Here is a 17,638-nt window from a genome sequence, read left to right as displayed (position 1 = left end):
GGCAGAAGGCGGTGGCTTCAACCGAGGAGACTTTTGATGAAGACCTTCGCCACCCTTTCCACCCTTTCCGCCCTGGGCACGTCCCTAGTCGCCGCCGGCGCCGCCCTGTTCGCACTTTCCGCCCCAGCCCATGCCGCAGCCGATCTCGAACTCTGGCGGCTCGATTGCGGCTCGGTCGTGGTCAAGGACCTGTCGAGCTTTTCCGATACATTCGCCTATAAAGGCGAAAGCCGCACCCTGACCGACAGCTGCTACGTGATCCGCCACGGTGCAGATTACCTGCTCTGGGATACCGGCCTGCCGGCAGCCTTGATCGGCAAGGCGCCGGACCTGACCCAGCCGCTGGCACCGTCGCTCACCGTCGACATCCCGACGCAGCTCGGAAAGATCGGCATCAAGCCGGACCAGATCGACCTCGTCGGCATCAGCCACAACCACTTCGACCATCTCGGCCAGGCGACGACCTTCCCGAAGGCAACGCTGATGATCGGCGCCGGCGACTGGGAAAGCCTGCACGAAAATCCCCTGCCCTTCGGGGTCATGCCGGCGCTCGTCCAGCCCTGGATCGACGGCAAGGCAAAAATCGACCCGGTCTCGGGCGACCGCGACGTGTTCGGCGACGGTTCGGTGATGATGCTGGCCATGCCCGGCCACACCAAGGGCGAGACGGCACTGCTCGTCAAACTGCCGCAGAGCGGACCGGTTCTTCTCTCCGGTGACGTGGTGCATTTCGAGGAGCAGATCGCCAATAACGGCGTGCCGCCCTTCAACATCGACCGGGCCGAAAGCCTCGCCTCGATGGAGCGTTTGAACCGGATCGCCAAACAGCTCAAGGCAAAGCTGATCATCCAGCACGACGCCGGCGACATCAAAAAGTTGCCGACCTTCCCGGCCAGCGCCCGCTGACTCGAAGGCCTGCCGAGCAACCTCTCGTCGATGCCGTTTCGATGAGATCGCCACTGGCGCATCGCGCGCCGGTGGCTATATTCCGCGGGAACAAAATCTCCACCTCCCAAGGAATCCCCCATGGCCGATCTGTCCGCCTTTCCGATCACTTCCAAATGGCCCGCCGAAAACCCGGACGTGCTGCAGCTCTATTCGACGCCGACGCCGAACGGCGTGAAAGTGTCGATCATGCTGGAAGAGATCGGCCTGCCCTACGAGCCGCATTTCATCAATATCGGCGCCAACGAGACCTGGGGTCCGGAATATCTGGCGCTCAATCCGAACGGCAAGATCCCGGCAATCCTCGATCCGCATGGCCCCGGCGACAAGCCGCTGGCGCTGTTCGAGAGCGGCGCCATCCTGATCTATCTCGCCGAAAAGACCGGCGAGCTGATCTCGTCCGATCCGGCCAAGCGCTACGAGACCATCCAGTGGGTGATGTTCCAGATGGGCGGCCTGGGGCCGATGTTCGGCCAGCTCGGCTTCTTCCACAAGTTCGCCGGCAAGGAGATCGAGGACAAGCGCCCGCGCGACCGCTACGCCAAGGAATCGCACCGCATCATCCGGGTGCTCGAAACCCGGCTTGAGGGCCGCGACTGGGTGATGGGCGACGACTATTCGATCGCCGACATCGCCATGCTCGGCTGGGTCCGCAACCTGATCGGCTTCTACGGCGCCGGCGAGCTGGTCGAATATGACCAGCTGAAGCGCGTGCCGGAATGGCTGGAACGCGGCCTCGCAAGGCCCGCCGTGCAGCGGGGCCTCGACATTCCGAAGCGTCCGGCCTGATCAAACGCCGCGAGCGGCCCTAATTCATGGGGAGATGGAGGTAAAGATGCCCAAACTCACTCTCCCCATGCAAGGCGGCTGCCGTTGCGGACAGGTACGTCTGAAGATCAGCGCACCGCCGATCCTGACCATGGCCTGCCATTGCACCGGCTGCCAGAAGATGAGCGCCAGCGCCTTCTCGCTCTCTGCCGCGATCCCGTCTCAAGGGTTCGAGGTGACTGAGGGCGAGCCGGTGATCGGCGGTCTGCATGGCGACGACGCCCACCACTACCACTGCCCGCATTGCAAGAGCTGGATGTTCACCAAGCCGGAAGGCATGGACTGGTTCGTGAACCTCAGGCCCACCATGCTCGACGACCCGCAATGGTTCGTGCCCTTCGTCGAAACCTACACATCCGAAAAGCTGCCTTGGGCGACCACGCCGGCCGTATATTCCTACGAGACGTTCCCACCTATGGAGGCCTATGAGGACCTGGTGAAGGAATTTGCGGGGCGGGACTGAAGTCCGGAAATCTCTTGTCAAAATCCCGGGCCACTCCCATCATGGGTGGGAAGGAGTTGTCGATGGACATCCATGTTTCGCTGACGGACGATCTGGCCGAGTTCGTGAAGTCCAAAATGGCATCGGGGCGCTACCGCTCCTCAAGCGAGGTCGTACAGGAGGCCTTGCGCCTGCTGGAGGAACAGGACCATGCAGCCGACGATCTGACGCGTCTGAAGAAAGCGTGGGACGAAGGTATAGAGAGTGGCGACTACCGCCCGCTGGATTTGAACGCGCTCAAGGCGGCAGGCCGCAGCAGACGCGCGGGTAAGCCCTGATCCATGGCCAAGGCGGTCGTCTATTCCAGCCGGGCGCGTGACGACATGCTGAATATCTGGACCTGGATTGCCGACAAGAGCGGCGTAGCCATGGCCGATGCGGTTGCCGGGCGTATCGAGGCCCGCATATCGCGGTTGGCGGACCACCCAGAGATGGAGCCGGCGCGCTCCGACATCGCTCAATCCGCCCGAATGCTGGTGATCGAGAGATGGCTTGCCCTCTACGCGATCGTCGATGATACGGTTCGCATCGTTCGCGTCGTTCGCGTCGTTGACGGAAGCGCTGATCTTCGGCGGGTCAAATGGGACACATGAACCCACTCGACAAAACTGCGTAAGAAAATCGCCGGTGAATGTCGGTATCCCCGTCTCTCCTTCGTCCTTGTGTCGTCCGGCATTGGACGAACGACCCGAACAGGAGGGAAAATCATGGATACGAATGCCCAGACGAACGACAACCAGGCAGCTTCACCCGTCCGCGGCGGTGTGGTCGCCTATCTTCAGGTCGACGGTGCGATGAAGGCTGCCGAGTATTACAAAAAGGCCCTCGGCGCCGAGATCGAGTCCTTTCATCCGGTGGATGACCAGGGACGCACGATGCACATTCATCTCTATGTCAACGGCAGTTCGGTGATGCTCTGCGACGCCTATCCGGATTACGGCCATCCGCTCGAGAAGCCGCAGGCCTTCACCATGATGCTGCCGGTCGACGACATCGATTTCTGGTGGAAACGCGCCGTCGATGCCGGCATGACGGTGGAGACGGAGCTGCAGGTGATGTTCTGGGGCGACCGCTACGGCCAGGTCCGCGATCCCTTCGGCGTCGCCTGGGCAATGAACGCGCCGGTCAAGGGCTGAACTCGGCTGCGAAAGCACGCCGCCGGCGATCCGGCGGCGGATTTTATCGGCTTATCGCACCACGAAGCAGGTGATCGCCTTGGCCTGCAGGGCCGAGCAGGCGCGCATTGCGGCCTCGCCATCGGCAAAACCGACGAAACGGGCGCGGAAGATTTCCTTGCCGCCTTCGGCATAACTTTCGACGCTCGGCGCCACACGGCCATATCCTTGAGCAAGCAGCGGCATTGCCTTTTCGAGCAGCGCGGATGCCTGATCGCGGCTGGTGGCTGCGGCGATCTGGATGCGCCAGAGCGAACCCACCGGCTGCTGGGGCGTCATCGTCTGAGCTGAAGCAATCCGGGACGGGGCGGTCGGGACGGGCGCAGTCTGGGGAACGGCGTTCGGAGGCGCCGCATAGAGATTGGCGAGCGCCGCCTTGGGGGTGGTGCCGAGCGTGATTTCCTTGCGCGGCGAAGGCGTCGCAAAGGCGAGCGGCATCGTGCCTTCGGCCGGCCGCTTCTGCGTCTCGAATGCGACGAGACCACCGGACGCCGCATTGTTGCCCGGCACGTACCGGTCGAGAAGCGCCGCCATCTGGTCGTCGCGCTGGCGGGCCGTCTTGCCGCCCATCACCACGCCGATCACCCGGCGGCCGTCGATCGTGACGGCGCTGGCGATATTGAAGCCCGAAGCCTTGATATAGCCGGTCTTGACGCCGTCCATGCCGGGATAGCGGTACATGAGGTTGTTGTGGCCGCGCAGGCGCTTGCCGCGGAACTCCATGTTCTTGGCCGAAAACAGCTGGTATTCCCTGGGAAAGTCGCGGATGAGCGCCAGCGCCAGCTGGGCCATGTCCCGCGCCGTCGTTACCTGGGCGTCGTCCGGCAGGCCAGAGGCATTGCGGAACACGGTGCGGCTCATGCCGAGCGCCCGCGCCTTCCTGGTCATCATCTCCCCGAAACGGTCTTCCGAACCGCCGAGATAGTCGCCCATCGTCGCCGCTGCATCATTGGCCGAGCGCACGACCATGCCCATCACGGCCTCGCGCACGGTGATCGTCCGACCCGCGGGCACGCCGAGCTTGGAGGGGATTTTCGACGCCGCATTCGGCGTCATGGGGATGTCCTGGTCCCATTTGAGGCGGCCTTCGCGCAATGCCTCGAAGGTGATGTAGAGCGTCATCATCTTGGTAAGCGATGCCGGGTGATTGATGTCATCGGCATTTTCCGAGGCCAGAACCTTGCCGCTCTTCACATCGTAGATGAAATGGGCGTAGCCGGCCTCGGCCGAACGGCTGATCGCCAAAGAAGCGCCAAGCACCAACAGGAATGCCAAAATCTGCGGAATTCGAAACATGCTTACCCTCTTAAGTCCTCGGCGAGGATAGGGCAACGAACATGGTGCGAAAATGACGCGTTTTGCATTTGATTCTAATTTTCGATAAATGGTTAATCAAAAATAAGTACTTACGCATTTGTTAATGTTCTCCTGACCGCATCCTTCCAGCCACGAATCTTCGCAGAACGGGTCTTTTCATCCATCTGCGGCTCGAATCGCCGCTGCCGCGCCCAGCTTTTCGCGAAGGCCTTCTGGTCCGGCCAGACGCCTGCCTTGGAGCCGGCAAGCCAGGCCGCCCCGAGCGCCGTCGTCTCGAGGATGGTCGGCCGGTCGACGGGCGCATCGAGGAGATCGGAGAGCCGCTGCATCGTCCAGTCGGAGGCGACCATGCCGCCATCGACGCGTAGCACGGTGTTACCGTTGGCGTTGCGCCAGTCCTTCTGCATCGCGTCGTAGAGGTCGCGGGTCTGGTAGCAGACCGCCTCCAGCGCCGCGCGCGCGAATTCCGCAGGACCGGTGGCGCGCGTCAGGCCGAACATGGCGCCGCGCGCTTCCGCATCCCAATAGGGCGCGCCGAGCCCGGTAAAGGCAGGCACCAGGTAAACTTCCTGTTGAGGATCGGCTTCTTCCGCCAACTCCCCGGTCTGACTCGCCTTTTCGATGATGCCGAGCCCGTCGCGCAGCCATTGCACGGCGGCACCGGCGATGAAGATCGAACCTTCCAGCGCATAGGTCGTCTCGCCGTTGAGGCGATAGGCGATGGTGGTGAGCAGCCGGTTCTTCGAGCGGACCATGTCGGCGCCGGTGTTGAGCACCGCGAAACAGCCGGTGCCGTAGGTGGATTTCATCATGCCGGGTTCGAAACAGGCCTGCCCGATCGTCGCCGCCTGCTGGTCGCCGGCAACGCCCAGGATCGGGATCGCCGCGCCGAACAGGCTTGCGTCGGTTATGCCGAACTCGTCGGCGCAATCCTTGACCTCCGGCAGCATGGCGGCGGGGATGCGCAGGATCTCGAGCAGGTCCGCGTCCCAGCGGTTTTCGGCGATATTGTAGATCAGCGTGCGCGAGGCATTGGTGGCATCGGTGACGAAGCTTTTCCCCCCGGTCAGGCGCCAGATCAGGAAGGTGTCGATCGTGCCGAAGCAGAGTTCGCCCTTGGCCGCCCTCGCCCGCGCGCCCTTCACGTTGGCGAGCATCCAGGAGAGTTTGGTGCCGGAAAAATAGGGATCGAGCAAAAGGCCGGTGCGGCGGGTGAACAGCTTTTCGAGGTCCTGGCGCTTCAGCTTCTCGCAATAGCTGGCGGTGCGGCGGTCCTGCCAGACGATGGCATTGTGGATCGGTTTGCCGCTTTCGCGCTCCCAGACCACCACCGTCTCGCGCTGGTTGGTGATGCCGATCGCGGCAATCTCGGAAGCCTTGAGCTTGGCTTCTTTGAGCGCCTGCTCCACCGCCCAGAGCACCGTGGCCCAGATCTCCTCGGGATCATGCTCGACCCAGCCGGATTTCGGAAAGATCTGGGTGAATTCCTTCTGGCCGATCCCGGCAATCCGCATGTCGCCATCAAAGACGATCGCCCGCGTCGAGGTCGTCCCCTGATCGATCGCCAGAATATAACCCGCCATGCCGCTCCTCCCAGTCCATGCAATGCGCCCGGACGGTTTGAGCAGAAGGAGCGGAAAGGGTCAACGAAAATGGCAAACCCTGAAAGGGACACGCAGTCTGCGTGCCCCTGCGGCAGGAATCACCGCGATTTTTTGTAAAGCTTCTGGGCTATCTCGAACATTTCCTCCGGCGCGTAGTCCGGCGTGAAGGCGGAGGGCACTCCGACGAGCTGATGGATCTTGCCGCCCTCCGGCATGCCGTCGACGACTTCAAGTTCACCGGGTGGGTCGAGAGGCAAGGCGACTTCGCCATTACCCCAGATGCCCGCCATTTCCTTGTAGTCGCCCGGGCTGAACGTGTAGAGGCGACGATGCGATCCCTCGTCCAGATACTTCTGGCATTCCGGGATATTGCCGAGCGGGATGTTGGGGGTCGGCAGGAACTTCTTGATGTCGACGCCGGTGATCTTTTCAAGTGCCAGCGCATAGGCGTGCGCGTGGACCGAGCCCCGCACGAGAAGGTAGCCGCAGACTTCACGGCCGGTCGGGTCGGAAAGCGTTTCATAGACACGCAGCTTGTGAAGACGCGCACCGCATTCCAGGTGGAAATTGTGGAGCAAATCGACCACGACATTGCCCGTCGTGGTGATGAAGTCGTTGTTCCAGGAGACACCGTTGCTGTTGACCGGCATCGCGCCGCCGGCCCCGGAGAGGAAGGCGGCCGCAAGGCGAATGTCCTTCATATCCTCGAAAGGCGCTCCGGAAATGTCGCCACCGTCGCCGGCATCGCCGTCGGGAATGTCAGGGCCGTTGTTGAGCATCGCCACGCCGTTGCTGACGAGCTCGACATGGCCGAGTTCCTCGGCCGTGATGCTGGCCACGAGACTGTAGAAAGGACGCAGTTTCTCCTTGGAGCGAAAATTGAAGCTCTGGAACATATAGTTCCCGAGCGTGGACATTTCCCCGTATTTGCCGCCCAGGAGCTCCTGGAGGGCAGCCGCCGCATTGGGATCGGCCCGCTTGGGTGCAGGAAGTTCCGCTTGCAGCTTGTCGACGCGCATGAACATTGGGTGGTCCTTTCATTGGAGATATCGCCCAACCGGCCACTCGCTCGAATGTTCCTCGCCATTTCGACCAGAGGCTGTTTTGCCCGGCAAGGGCTTCGCTGACGATGCCGATTGCAAGAACGCGGAATTTGCGCATAACCTGTTGTGATCATTGCGGCGCACAAGAACGCCGCCCAGGAAGGTTGGATCGCAGGGAGATTGGGCATGAGCAGAACCGTCGTCGTCACCGGCTCCACGAGCGGCATCGGGCTCGGCGTTGCAAAGGCATTCGCGGCCGAAGGCGCCAATGTGATCATCAACGGTTTCGGACCGGCCGACGCGATCGAGGCGGCCCGCCGCGAACTCGACGCGCTTGGGGACGGCACGGTGCTTTATCACGGCGCCGACATGACCAGGCCGGCCGAGATCGAGGACCTGATCGCGACGGCGGTCAAGAATTTCGGCACGGTCGATGTTCTGGTCAACAATGCCGGCATCCAGCATGTGGCGAAGATCGAGGACTTTCCGCCGGAAAAATGGGATCAGCTGATCGCCATCCTGCTGACATCGGCCTTCCACACCATGCGCCATTCCATTCCCCTGATGAAAGCGGCTGGCAAGGGCCGCATCATCAATGTGGCGTCCGCCCATGCGCTGGTCGCCTCACCGTTCAAATCCGCCTATGTGGCTGCCAAACATGGTATTTTGGGACTAACCAAAACGGCGGCCTTGGAACTTGCGGAATTCGGGATTACCGTGAATGCGATATGTCCGGGCTACGTGCTGACGCCGCTGGTCGAAAAGCAGATCCCCGACACCGCCCGCGAGCGCGGCATCACCGAGGATCAGGTAAAGACCGAGGTGATGCTGAAGCTGCAGGCAACCAAGGAATTCGTCTCGATCGACGAGGTCGCGCAGGCCGCGATCTATCTCGCGAGCGATGCGGCGAGAAGCATTACCGGCACGCATATCTCGATAGACGGCGGCTGGACCGCCCAGTAGCCGGCCAGCAACTGCATGGACCGGTAACCGAAGACAAGAGCCGGCAACGGCGGACGAAGGAGAGACATGAGCGAAGCCATCCGCTTCATCGTGAATGGAGATGAGGTTACCCTTGGAGATTTCGGTCCGACGGAAACCCTTCTCGATTATCTTCGCCTGAGGCGGCGGCTGACAGGGACCAAGGAAGGCTGTGCGGAAGGCGACTGCGGCGCCTGCACAGTGCTGATCGGGCGGTTGACGGAACACGGCCTGCGCTACGAAAGCGTCAACGCCTGCATCCGGTTCCTGGGGTCCCTGCATGGCACCCATGTGGTGACCGTCGAGCACCTGGCCGGCCGCGATGGCGCGCTGCATCCGGTGCAGCAGGCGATGGTCGACTTCCACGGCTCGCAATGTGGCTTCTGCACCCCCGGCTTCGTCATGTCCCTCTATGGCCTATGGCTTTCGAACGGCACGCCGACGCGCGCCGACATCGAAAGCGCGCTGCAGGGCAATCTCTGTCGCTGCACCGGCTACGAGCCGATCGTCAAGGCGGCCGAGCATGTGTCGGTCAACCGGCCGAGCTCGCTGTTCGACCCGCTGGAAAGCGAGCGAATCCAGATCATGGCCAAGCTCTGGGGCATCCATTCCGGCAATGACACGATCGTCGTCGAGAAGGACGGCGCCCGCTCGATCGTCCCGGCATCCGTCGCAGTCTTTGCCGATATCCTCGCCGACGAACCCGAGGCGACGATCGTCGCCGGTGCGACCGATGTCGGCCTGTGGGTCACCAAGCAGATGCGGCTCCTGAACCCGGTGATCTTCATCAACCACCTGACCGAACTGCAGTCGATTACTGCGGACGAGACCGGCATCTCCATCGGCGCCGGTGTCAGCTATACCCAGGCTTTCGACGTCCTCTCGGACGAAATCCCGTCGCTCGGCCGGCTGATCGACCGGATCGGCGGCCAACAGGTGCGCAACATGGGCACGATCGGCGGCAATATCGCCAACGGTTCGCCGATCGGCGACACGCCGCCACCGCTGATCGCGCTCGGGGCCGAACTGACGCTGCGCTCCCATTCCGGCCGCCGGACTATCCCACTCGAGGATTATTTCCTGAGCTACGGCAAGCAGGACCGTCTGCCGACCGAGTTCGTCGAAAAGGTCTTCGTGCCGCGCCCGGCGGAAGGCAGCCATTTCGCCGTCTACAAGATCTCCAAACGCCGCGACGAGGACATCTCGGCGCTTTGCGGCGCCTTCCACCTGAGGCTCGACGCCGACGGCAAGGTCGAGACCATCCGCATCGCCTTCGGCGGCATGGCCGCCACCCCGAAACGGGCCAAACACGTCGAGGACGCGCTGCTCGGTCAGGTCTGGAGCTGGGCCACCGTCTCCGGCGTGCGCGACGTGTTCGCGGAGGATTACCAGCCGCTGACCGACTGGCGGGCGACCGCGGAATACCGCAGCCTGACGGCCAAGAACCTGCTCACCCGCTTCTTCCTGGAAACCGCCGGCGCGCCTGCGGAACTCCGCCGTTTCGAGCTGGAGGAGGCGTGATGGTAATTGCGATCAAGAAGACGACCCCGGCCGGCCGGCCGGCCATCTCCCCCACAAGGGGCATGACAGGAACGGAACGCTTCCCCCACAAGCGGCATGCCACACCCGCGCACGTCATCCTCGGGCTTGACCCGAGGATCCACTCTTTGTGGCAAAGCGCCGTCTTGCGTTCGATCTTGCTGGGCCTGGCCTGGATCCTCGGGTCAAGCCCGAGGATGACGGCGGAGAGGAGGCGCCATCGCGCCACCCAAAAACAAAGACCTTGGGTAGAGGGCTCCTATCGCACAGCCGGAGGCCTCCTCTGATGGACAAGACCACCTTCGACAACAAGCCGATCATCAACGGCCGCATGCATGTGTCGCTGAAACATGATTCAGCACATAAGCACGTCACCGGAACCGCCGAATATATCGACGATATTCCCGAACCCGCAGGTACGCTGCACGGCGGCCTCGGGCTTGCCGACCGGGCGCATGCGGAAATCGTCTCGGTCGACCTTTCGGCCGTGAGGACGGCACCCGGCGTCGCCTGGGTAATCACCGCGGACGACATTCCGGGCTTCAACGATGTCGCCTCGACCGGCCAGCACGACGAGCCGCTGCTCGCCACCACCAACGTGCAGTTCCACGGCCAGATCATCTTCGCCGTCATCGCCGAGACCCGCGACCAGGCCCGCCGCGCCGCAAAACTCGCAAAAATCGAATACCGCGATCTGCCGCACTGGACCGATATCGACAGCGCCCGCGAAAACGACGCGCCTTACGTCATAGAGCCGATGACGCTGAAACGCGGCGAGCCGGAAACGGAGCTCGAAAAGGCGCCGTTACGCGTCCAGAACCACATGTATATCGGCGGCCAGGAGCATTTTTACCTGGAAAGCCACATCGCGCTCGCCGTCCCCGGCGAGGACGACGAGGTCATCGTCTGGTCCTCCACCCAGCATCCGAGCGAAGTGCAACACATGGTGGCGCATGTGCTGGGCGTCGCCAACAATGCGGTGACCGTCCAGACCCGCCGCATGGGCGGCGGTTTCGGCGGCAAGGAGACACAGGGCAACCAGTTCGCGGCGCTCGCGGCAATCGCCGCCAAGAAACTGAAGCGGGCGGTGAAATTCAGGCCCGATCGCGACGAGGACATGTCGATCACTGGCAAGCGGCACGATTTCCGCGTCGACTACGACGTCGCCTTCGACGAGGAAGGCCGCATCCATGCGGTCGACGCGATCTATGCGGCGCGCTGCGGCTTTTCTGCTGACCTCTCCGGCCCGGTCACCGACCGCGCCCTCTTTCATGCGGATTCCAGCTATTTCTATCCGCATGTGCGCCTCACCTCGCAGCCGCTGAAAACTCATACCGTCTCGAACACCGCCTTCCGCGGTTTCGGCGGGCCACAGGGCATGCTCGGCGGCGAACGGATCATCGAGGAGATCGCCTATGCAGTCGGCAAGGATCCGCTCGAGATCCGCAAGCTGAATTTCTACGGCCAGCGCGGCTCCAACCGGACGATGACGCCCTATCACCAGGACGTCGAGGACAACATTATCGCCCGCGTCGTCGACGAGCTGGAAACATCCTCGGACTACCAGGCGCGCCGGCAGGCGATCCTGGAGTTCAATTCGCACAGCCCGGTGATCCGCAAGGGCATCGCGCTGACGCCGGTGAAGTTCGGCATCTCGTTTACCATGACCGCCTACAACCAGGCGGGCGCGCTGGTGCATATCTACAATGACGGCTCGATCCATCTGAACCACGGCGGCACCGAAATGGGCCAGGGCCTCTATACCAAGGTGGCGCAGGTGGTGGCCGATACGTTCCAGGTCGATATCGACCGGGTGAAGATCACCGCGACGACGACGGGCAAGGTCCCGAACACGTCCGCCACCGCCGCCTCGTCCGGCACCGACCTCAATGGCATGGCCGCCTATGACGCCGCCCGCCAGATCAAGGAACGGCTGATCGATTTTGCCATGCGCCAATGGAAGGTCGGCCGCGACAAGGTCGAGTTCCTGCCCAACCGGCTGCGGATCGGCGGCGAGATCGTGCCCTTCGACACCTTCATCCGGGCCGCCTATTACGACCGCGTGCAACTCTCCGCCGCTGGTTTCTACAAGACGCCGCGCATCCACTGGGACCGCAAGGCGGGCCGCGGCCGGCCCTTCTATTACTTCGCCTATGGTGCGGCAGTGTCGGAAGTGTCGATCGACACGCTGACCGGCGAATACCTGGTCGACCGCACCGACATCCTCCACGACGTCGGCAAGTCGCTCAACCCGGCGATCGACATCGGCCAGGTGGAAGGCGCCTTCGTGCAGGGCATGGGCTGGCTGACCACCGAGGAACTGTGGTGGGACGACAAGGGGCGCCTGCGCACCCACGCACCCTCCACCTACAAGATCCCGCTCGCCTCCGACCGGCCGAAGATCTTCAACGTGCAACTCGCCGAATGGGCCGAAAACGCCGAACCAACCATCGGCCGCTCCAAGGCCGTCGGCGAACCACCGTTCATGCTGGCGATCTCGGTGCTGGAAGCATTGTCGATGGCGGTGGCAAGTGTGGCGGATTATGCCGTCTGCCCAAGGCTCGACGCGCCGGCGACGCCGGAACGGGTGCTGATGGCGGTCGAGCGGCTGAAGGCGATGTGATGGAGCGCGCATGCCGCATTTCCATGTCCGCGACGCCAATCGGAAAAACGCCCGGAGCATGCGCCGGGCGCTGACCGAAGCGGAACTAAAATTCTGGAACGCGGTCCGCGCTCATCGCCTGATGGGGATTGGTTTCCGAAGGCAGATGCCGATCATCGGTTACATCGTGGACTTTGCTTGCCCGGAGCATAAGCTGATCATCGAAATTGACGGTGCGAGCCATTCATTCGATCAGAACATCCGCCGGGATTCGGCAAGGGATGAGAAACTGGCAGCGCTTGGCTGGCAGGTGATAAGATTTACCAACGATGAGGTGCATAGCCATATCGACGATGTGTGCATGCATCTTCTGCGGATTATCGGGATCGACCGCTTTGAGTAGATGTTGCTACCCCCCTCTGTCCTGCCGGACATCTCCCCCTCAAGGGGGGAGATCGGATGTGGCCCGGCCCCACTCCCTCTCAACGGCTTGGGTTTACGTCGCCGATAACGCTGATGGCTGGGCGAAACAGCGCGTCTTGCCGATCTCCCCCCTTGAGGGGGAGATGTCCGGCAGGACAGAGGGGGGTATCTAGTGCGCGACCTCACTCTTCCTGCGTTCATCACCGCTCATCCAAAATCCATCCTCGTCGAACTCCGCGAGGCGAAAGGCTCCACCCCTCGCGAGGCCGGCACCTTCATGCTGGTCGCAACCACGGCGATCTGGGGGACGATCGGCGGGGGGCAGTTCGAATATATGGCGATCGACAATGCCCGGGCGATGTTGTCGGGCGGTGGCGAGGCGGTGATGGACATTCCGCTCGGGCCGGAGATCGGCCAGTGCTGCGGCGGCCATACCCGGCTTGCGTTCCGGCCGCTGACGCCGGAGCTTGCCGAGATGCTGGAACGGCGCCTGCGCGACGAAGAGGACGACCGGCCGGCGGTGACGCTATTCGGATCGGGCCATGTCGGCCAGGCGCTCGCAAGGGCGCTGGCCCCCCTGCCCTTTGCGGTGACCGTCATCGAGACCCGCGCCGAGGCATTGGAAGACCTGCCGGCCGAAACGGAAAAACATCTCACCCCCATGCCGGAAGCCTTCGTGGATAAAATCCCGGCCGGCGGGGCGGCGATCATCCTCACCCATGACCATGCGCTGGACTTCCTGATCGCCCAGCGTGCCCTGGCACGTACCGATCTGGCCTATGTCGGCATGATCGGCTCGCTGACCAAGCGGGCGACATTCTCGCACTGGCTGAAGCGCCAGGGGGATAACGAGGGCGGTGGCGACGAAAAAATGCTCTCCCGCCTCGTGCTGCCGATCGGCGGCACGGCGGTTAGGGACAAGCGCCCGGCGGTGATCGCGGCGCTCGTCGCCGCCGAACTGCTGGAAACCTACGCGGCCCGGCAGGAGCAGGCCTCAAAGCGGCAGATCCCGACCGCCTGAGCGCCGTTTCCCGTCCCAGAATGCCGCCTCGCGGCTTTGCGGCCCGGCTTCCGGGAGCGCGAGATCACCGCGCAGATCGTCCGGCAGCGCCGGGATGCGTGGGCTCCCGGGTCGCAGAAGCCGGTGGAAGAACCGGCGCAACTGCCGCCACGCCAGGACCGGGCGAGAGGGTTTCAAAGGCAAGGCATCGGCGCTTGCGGACAGCATGGTTGCTCCACATCGATAGGGAAGATGGTTTGGTTGCGATCATGAATGGAACCGATTGCCGGAAAATTCCAATTCAAATACAGTGGGTCGCGATCAAGAGAACTTATCGATGAAATTGTCGCGCCGGTTTCCGCTGAATGCACTTCGGGTCTTCGAGGCGGTCGCACGCCTGGAAAACTTCACTCGCGCGGCCGAAGAACTCGGCATGACCCAGACCGCTGTGACCTACCAGATCAAGCTGCTGGAGGATTTTCTCGGCGATACAGTCTTTTTGCGTCGACCGCGGGCACTGCAACTCACCGAAACCGGCCGCAACCTTTTGCCGAAAGTTGCCGAGGCGTTTTCCCTGCTTTCCGACGCCGTTCAGCAGGCGCGCGGCACGACGGACGAGACCCTGGAAATCCATTCCCCGCCGACATTTGCCTCGCAATGGCTGGCGCGGCGCCTCGGAGAGTTCCAACTCGAAAACCCCGGGATCGCCGTGCGGCTGCTGCGCGGCGGCGCCCCCGAGCTTGAGCCGCCGCCGCCGAACGACGTCGCCATCCGCATCGGCGCCAAGGCCTGGGACGGGCTTGTCTGCCATCCGGTGCTGCGCCTGACCTATGCGCCGATGCTCAACCCGCAGCTGGCCGAGAGCTTCGGCATCAGGGAGCCCGCCGACCTGATGAAGGTCCCGTGGATCTCGAACAGCAAGGATCTATGGCAGGACTGGTTCCGTGCCGCGGGCCTTGAGCCGTCGGGCGTCAGGCAGATGCAGCTGGACACTTCCGGTGCGCTCGATCTGGAGGCAAATGCCGCAATCGCCGGCCACGGCGTTGCGATGCTCAGCCCCTTCCTTTTCCACGCCGACCTGACCGCCGGGCGTCTCGTGCAACCATTCGACCTGGCGCTCGACGATACCAAGACCTATTGGCTCTGCTATTCGCCGGCGCGCAAGACCGCGTCCAAGGTCAAGGCCTTCGCGGCCTGGATCCAATCGGCGCTCGCCCGCGACCTCGCCGCCATGGGCACAGCCGCACCGGACGATCACTGACGTGAGGACTACCTGATCTCGGTTGCTTGCCCTTCACACCAGAGCCAGCGGTCCGCCTGTTTTCGGAAGATGTAGAGCGCCCGGTGGACGCCGTTCGATTGCTCGCCCGCAAACTCGATTTCATCCCGGCAGTCGAGCAGGACGGCGACGGCGTGATCGCGCGCGATAATCCGCACGATGTCCATCTCCTGCTTCAGGAAACGCGGGCCGTTTCCGGAGCAATACCGATCCAGATACTGGCGACGGTCGCAGACCTCGCCTTGCGCGTTGATATAGGTAAACTCTTTGCCGAGGAGAGCTTCCATGTCCGCCCGGGACTGCCGCATGAGGGCGGAGGTCCTCGCCTGCAGGAGCTCGGCTATATGATCGTCGAGGTCCAAAGGCTGAGCTGTCATTCCACATCCCTTAAAGTCGAAGCAGGCCCAATCGGCCTGCACCGGATAGAAGCCGGCGGATGGCGTCCCGTCAAGCAGGCAGGTCAAGCAGACAGGCCTCATCGGCTGCGCGCTCAAAGATTGCGCTGTGACTGAATGAGCCTGGTCGCGTGGAAGGCGCCCTCGTCCCGCGGACCGCGCCTGTCGCGGCCGTCGAGCAGGCCGAGGTCGCGCTGCCATGACTGCGGCATCTCCTCGAGATCGAGACGGTTGCGGCGGACCGCCAGCCGGCGGCGGATGGCATCAATGATGCCGAACCTCGGCATGAACTGCTCGAACGGCCGGGTGAGGATGGAAAACATCTCTTGCCTCCAACGGGGATACCCCGTTTTCATTTGATCGACATGGAGGTAACTTGCGCTGGAAAATCGCGGTAATCCAATCGAATTACCGTCTGTATGGATCAAGAGAATTCATCCATGAAGATGTCGAAACAGTTCCCGCTGAATGCGCTTCGGGTGTTCGAATGCGCCGCCCGGCTGATGAGCTTTACCCGGGCCGGCGAGGAACTCGGGCTCACCCAGACGGCGGTGAGCTACCAGATCAAGCTGCTGGAGGACACGCTCGGTGAGCCGCTCTTCCTGCGCCGGCCGAGGCAGGTTTCGCTGACGGAGGCGGGAGAACGGCTGGCGCCGAGGATTACGGAAGCATTCGCGATCATGAGCGACGCGCTCTCGACGCTGCACGACGCGTCGGAGGGCACGCTGATTATCCATTCGACGGCGACCTTCGCCTCGCTCTGGTTGGCGCGCCATCTCGGCACCTTCCAGCTCGAAAATCCGGGCATCGCCGTCAGGCTTGAGACATCGCAGGAGATGATCGATTTTACACGCGCTCCGGCGGACATCGCGATCCGCAGCGGCAAGGCCGAATGGCCGGGCCTGCGCCGGCATTTTCTGATGCGCAATCACTTCACGCCGATGCTGAGCCCGGACCTGGCCGCCACGATCGGCGGCGTCGAGACACCGGAGGATATCCTGAAGCTGAGGATCATCGATCCCGGCGACCCGTGGTGGCCGTTTTGGTTTGCCGCAGCCGGCGTGCCGGACGTCGATCTTAGGGGCCGACCGGTGAGCAAAATGGGGGCGCAGGTCTTCGAGGCCGCCGCCGCGGTTGCCGGCCAGGGGGTCGCAATCCTGCAGCCGGAATTTTATGCCGACGATATCGCCCTCGGACGACTGGTCCAGCCGTTCGACATTCTCGGTTATGACGAGAGCGACTATTGGCTCGTCTATCCGGAGGCCCGCAGGAATTCCAAGAAAATCCGTGCCTTCCGCGACTTCATGCGGAAAACCATGCCGACGTTCCGGGACTAGCAGTCAGTTTTCTATCCGCCGCTTTGCTGGACGGAAAACTGCCTGGATATTTCGCACCTGGCCGCTCGTTGTCGCGAACGCGCCTAGTAGCTCATGTCCGGCGCATAAAAGCAGCGCAGAGTATCTTCAGTCGGATAAAGGCAGAGATGATATTCCTCGTCCTGGCTCCGCCTTGCCTGGCTCTGCGGCAGTTTGAAATCGTGCGGGCGGGTGATCAATCGATGGTCACCGGGCCCTAGGATGATCTCGTAGCCGCCGTTGATGATCTTGACGTTCTTGGTCGAGATCATCTGGCAGTCGCCTGTGTGGTTGTCACCGTTGCAGCAAAAGCCATCGTATTTCCAATTCACGCCGCTCGGACTGTGGGCCTCGTGAGCCGCAGCGGAACCGGCGTAAACGCAGGACGCATACGCAATCAGCACACCTTTCAGAATACCACGCATGAGCTTAGTCTCCGTTGATGAATGCCCCCACCACCGGCTCAAACCGCACGCATTACCAAGCTTTCGCCGGCTGACTTGCAATTGTCACAATACGTTGAGTCGTCGTCGCGGGCTAACCCCAACTTATTGCGATGCACAATTCAGAACATTCTACTATTTGCAATCCTGGAGAAGATCGCGCGAAGGGAACTCGAAGTCGCGGGTCACGGTTCCGTGTCGGAACAA

General features: G+C 62.6%; 19 protein-coding genes. 13 read left to right on the top strand and 6 right to left on the bottom strand.

Annotated elements, in window-relative coordinates:
- Positions 1-36 precede the first annotated feature (36 nt).
- From PMI07_RS23315 to PMI07_RS23290, 6 genes are all read left to right on the top strand, one after another.
- Positions 37-906, top strand: a complete 870-nt coding sequence (locus tag PMI07_RS23315) for an N-acyl homoserine lactonase family protein (RefSeq protein ID WP_024164072.1) — start codon at positions 37-39, stop codon at positions 904-906.
- A 120-nt stretch (positions 907-1,026) separates the two neighbouring features.
- Positions 1,027-1,734 (top strand): glutathione S-transferase N-terminal domain-containing protein, encoded by a 708-nt coding sequence (locus PMI07_RS23310; protein WP_007754380.1) that lies wholly within the window; start codon positions 1,027-1,029, stop codon positions 1,732-1,734.
- Positions 1,735-1,780: 46 nt separating this feature from the next.
- Positions 1,781-2,236, top strand: a complete 456-nt coding sequence (locus tag PMI07_RS23305; protein ID WP_007754378.1) for a GFA family protein — start codon at positions 1,781-1,783, stop codon at positions 2,234-2,236.
- A gap of 62 nt (positions 2,237-2,298) precedes the next feature.
- A complete protein-coding gene (locus PMI07_RS23300) occupies positions 2,299-2,553 on the top strand; it encodes a type II toxin-antitoxin system ParD family antitoxin (protein WP_007754376.1) in 255 nt (84 codons plus the stop codon).
- Positions 2,554-2,556: 3 nt separating this feature from the next.
- Complete coding sequence (locus PMI07_RS23295) at positions 2,557-2,868, top strand: type II toxin-antitoxin system RelE/ParE family toxin (RefSeq protein ID WP_007754373.1); 312 nt, start codon at positions 2,557-2,559, stop codon at positions 2,866-2,868.
- A 114-nt stretch (positions 2,869-2,982) separates the two neighbouring features.
- Positions 2,983-3,411, top strand: coding sequence for a glyoxalase/bleomycin resistance/extradiol dioxygenase family protein (locus PMI07_RS23290; protein WP_007754368.1), 429 nt, complete (start codon positions 2,983-2,985; stop codon positions 3,409-3,411).
- A gap of 51 nt (positions 3,412-3,462) precedes the next feature.
- On the opposite strand, the gene PMI07_RS23285 is transcribed toward PMI07_RS23290, so the two are convergent.
- The 3 genes from PMI07_RS23285 to PMI07_RS23275 form a co-directional block, all read right to left on the bottom strand.
- Positions 3,463-4,746 carry a D-alanyl-D-alanine carboxypeptidase gene (locus tag PMI07_RS23285; protein ID WP_007754366.1) on the bottom strand — a complete coding sequence of 428 codons (1,284 nt, stop codon included), beginning with the start codon at positions 4,744-4,746 and terminating at the stop codon, positions 3,463-3,465.
- 110 nt (positions 4,747-4,856) lie between these two features.
- Positions 4,857-6,350: a glycerol kinase GlpK gene (glpK, locus tag PMI07_RS23280; RefSeq protein WP_007754357.1), complete on the bottom strand. Its 1,494-nt coding sequence runs from the start codon at positions 6,348-6,350 to the stop codon at positions 4,857-4,859.
- A gap of 119 nt (positions 6,351-6,469) precedes the next feature.
- Entirely contained in the window at positions 6,470-7,396 is a 927-nt protein-coding gene (locus tag PMI07_RS23275) for a manganese catalase family protein (RefSeq protein WP_007754352.1), read from the bottom strand.
- 204 nt (positions 7,397-7,600) lie between these two features.
- Here PMI07_RS23275 and PMI07_RS23270 point away from each other — a divergent pair, with 204 nt between their 5' ends.
- The 6 genes from PMI07_RS23270 (at position 7,601) to PMI07_RS23240 (ending at position 15,220) form a co-directional block, all read left to right on the top strand.
- Complete coding sequence (locus PMI07_RS23270) at positions 7,601-8,377, top strand: 3-hydroxybutyrate dehydrogenase (RefSeq protein WP_007754351.1); 777 nt, start codon at positions 7,601-7,603, stop codon at positions 8,375-8,377.
- A 66-nt stretch (positions 8,378-8,443) separates the two neighbouring features.
- Positions 8,444-9,916 carry a xanthine dehydrogenase small subunit gene (xdhA, locus tag PMI07_RS23265; RefSeq protein WP_024164071.1) on the top strand — a complete coding sequence of 491 codons (1,473 nt, stop codon included), beginning with the start codon at positions 8,444-8,446 and terminating at the stop codon, positions 9,914-9,916.
- A 304-nt stretch (positions 9,917-10,220) separates the two neighbouring features.
- Positions 10,221-12,557: a xanthine dehydrogenase molybdopterin binding subunit gene (gene xdhB / locus PMI07_RS23255; protein ID WP_007775749.1), complete on the top strand. Its 2,337-nt coding sequence runs from the start codon at positions 10,221-10,223 to the stop codon at positions 12,555-12,557.
- Positions 12,558-12,567: 10 nt separating this feature from the next.
- On the top strand, positions 12,568-12,939 hold the full coding sequence (locus tag PMI07_RS23250; RefSeq protein WP_007775743.1) for an endonuclease domain-containing protein: 372 nt from the start codon (positions 12,568-12,570) through the stop codon (positions 12,937-12,939).
- 192 nt (positions 12,940-13,131) lie between these two features.
- The gene (xdhC, locus tag PMI07_RS23245) at positions 13,132-13,980 is read left to right on the top strand and encodes a xanthine dehydrogenase accessory protein XdhC (protein ID WP_024164070.1); all 849 of its coding nucleotides are present in this window, start codon (positions 13,132-13,134) and stop codon (positions 13,978-13,980) included.
- Between the two features lie 316 nt (positions 13,981-14,296).
- The gene (locus tag PMI07_RS23240) at positions 14,297-15,220 is read left to right on the top strand and encodes a LysR substrate-binding domain-containing protein (RefSeq protein WP_007752516.1); all 924 of its coding nucleotides are present in this window, start codon (positions 14,297-14,299) and stop codon (positions 15,218-15,220) included.
- Positions 15,221-15,228: 8 nt separating this feature from the next.
- On the opposite strand, the gene PMI07_RS35420 is transcribed toward PMI07_RS23240, so the two are convergent.
- A complete protein-coding gene (locus PMI07_RS35420; protein WP_197032554.1) occupies positions 15,229-15,615 on the bottom strand; it encodes a nuclear transport factor 2 family protein in 387 nt (128 codons plus the stop codon).
- Positions 15,616-15,728: 113 nt separating this feature from the next.
- A complete protein-coding gene (locus PMI07_RS35070; RefSeq protein WP_024164069.1) occupies positions 15,729-15,956 on the bottom strand; it encodes a hypothetical protein in 228 nt (75 codons plus the stop codon).
- Positions 15,957-16,052: 96 nt separating this feature from the next.
- On the opposite strand from PMI07_RS35070, the gene PMI07_RS23225 reads away from it, so the two are divergent.
- Positions 16,053-16,970 (top strand): LysR substrate-binding domain-containing protein, encoded by a 918-nt coding sequence (locus tag PMI07_RS23225; protein WP_037088016.1) that lies wholly within the window; start codon positions 16,053-16,055, stop codon positions 16,968-16,970.
- Between the two features lie 83 nt (positions 16,971-17,053).
- Here the strand turns inward: PMI07_RS23225 and PMI07_RS23220 are convergent, their stop codons facing one another.
- Positions 17,054-17,413 carry a hypothetical protein gene (locus tag PMI07_RS23220; protein ID WP_007775100.1) on the bottom strand — a complete coding sequence of 120 codons (360 nt, stop codon included), beginning with the start codon at positions 17,411-17,413 and terminating at the stop codon, positions 17,054-17,056.
- Between the last annotated feature and the right edge of the window lie 225 nt (positions 17,414-17,638).

Source organism: Rhizobium sp. CF080, from assembly GCF_000282095.2.
GTDB lineage: Bacteria > Pseudomonadota > Alphaproteobacteria > Rhizobiales > Rhizobiaceae > Neorhizobium.
Note: the sequence above shows the minus strand (reverse complement) of the source record. Positions and strands in the feature narration are given on the sequence as shown.

Coding starts and splice junctions, on each gene's coding strand:
- PMI07_RS23315 (WP_024164072.1), top strand. CDS start 37: ATGAAGACCTTCGCCACCCTTTCCACCCTTTCCGCCCTGGGCACGTCC.
- PMI07_RS23310 (WP_007754380.1), top strand. CDS start 1,027: ATGGCCGATCTGTCCGCCTTTCCGATCACTTCCAAATGGCCCGCCGAA.
- PMI07_RS23305 (WP_007754378.1), top strand. CDS start 1,781: ATGCCCAAACTCACTCTCCCCATGCAAGGCGGCTGCCGTTGCGGACAG.
- PMI07_RS23300 (WP_007754376.1), top strand. CDS start 2,299: ATGGACATCCATGTTTCGCTGACGGACGATCTGGCCGAGTTCGTGAAG.
- PMI07_RS23295 (WP_007754373.1), top strand. CDS start 2,557: ATGGCCAAGGCGGTCGTCTATTCCAGCCGGGCGCGTGACGACATGCTG.
- PMI07_RS23290 (WP_007754368.1), top strand. CDS start 2,983: ATGGATACGAATGCCCAGACGAACGACAACCAGGCAGCTTCACCCGTC.
- PMI07_RS23285 (WP_007754366.1), bottom strand. CDS start 4,746: ATGTTTCGAATTCCGCAGATTTTGGCATTCCTGTTGGTGCTTGGCGCT.
- glpK (WP_007754357.1), bottom strand. CDS start 6,350: ATGGCGGGTTATATTCTGGCGATCGATCAGGGGACGACCTCGACGCGG.
- PMI07_RS23275 (WP_007754352.1), bottom strand. CDS start 7,396: ATGTTCATGCGCGTCGACAAGCTGCAAGCGGAACTTCCTGCACCCAAG.
- PMI07_RS23270 (WP_007754351.1), top strand. CDS start 7,601: ATGAGCAGAACCGTCGTCGTCACCGGCTCCACGAGCGGCATCGGGCTC.
- xdhA (WP_024164071.1), top strand. CDS start 8,444: ATGAGCGAAGCCATCCGCTTCATCGTGAATGGAGATGAGGTTACCCTT.
- xdhB (WP_007775749.1), top strand. CDS start 10,221: ATGGACAAGACCACCTTCGACAACAAGCCGATCATCAACGGCCGCATG.
- PMI07_RS23250 (WP_007775743.1), top strand. CDS start 12,568: ATGCCGCATTTCCATGTCCGCGACGCCAATCGGAAAAACGCCCGGAGC.
- PMI07_RS23240 (WP_007752516.1), top strand. CDS start 14,297: ATGAAATTGTCGCGCCGGTTTCCGCTGAATGCACTTCGGGTCTTCGAG.
- PMI07_RS35420 (WP_197032554.1), bottom strand. CDS start 15,615: ATGACAGCTCAGCCTTTGGACCTCGACGATCATATAGCCGAGCTCCTG.
- PMI07_RS35070 (WP_024164069.1), bottom strand. CDS start 15,956: ATGTTTTCCATCCTCACCCGGCCGTTCGAGCAGTTCATGCCGAGGTTC.
- PMI07_RS23225 (WP_037088016.1), top strand. CDS start 16,053: ATGGATCAAGAGAATTCATCCATGAAGATGTCGAAACAGTTCCCGCTG.
- PMI07_RS23220 (WP_007775100.1), bottom strand. CDS start 17,413: ATGCGTGGTATTCTGAAAGGTGTGCTGATTGCGTATGCGTCCTGCGTT.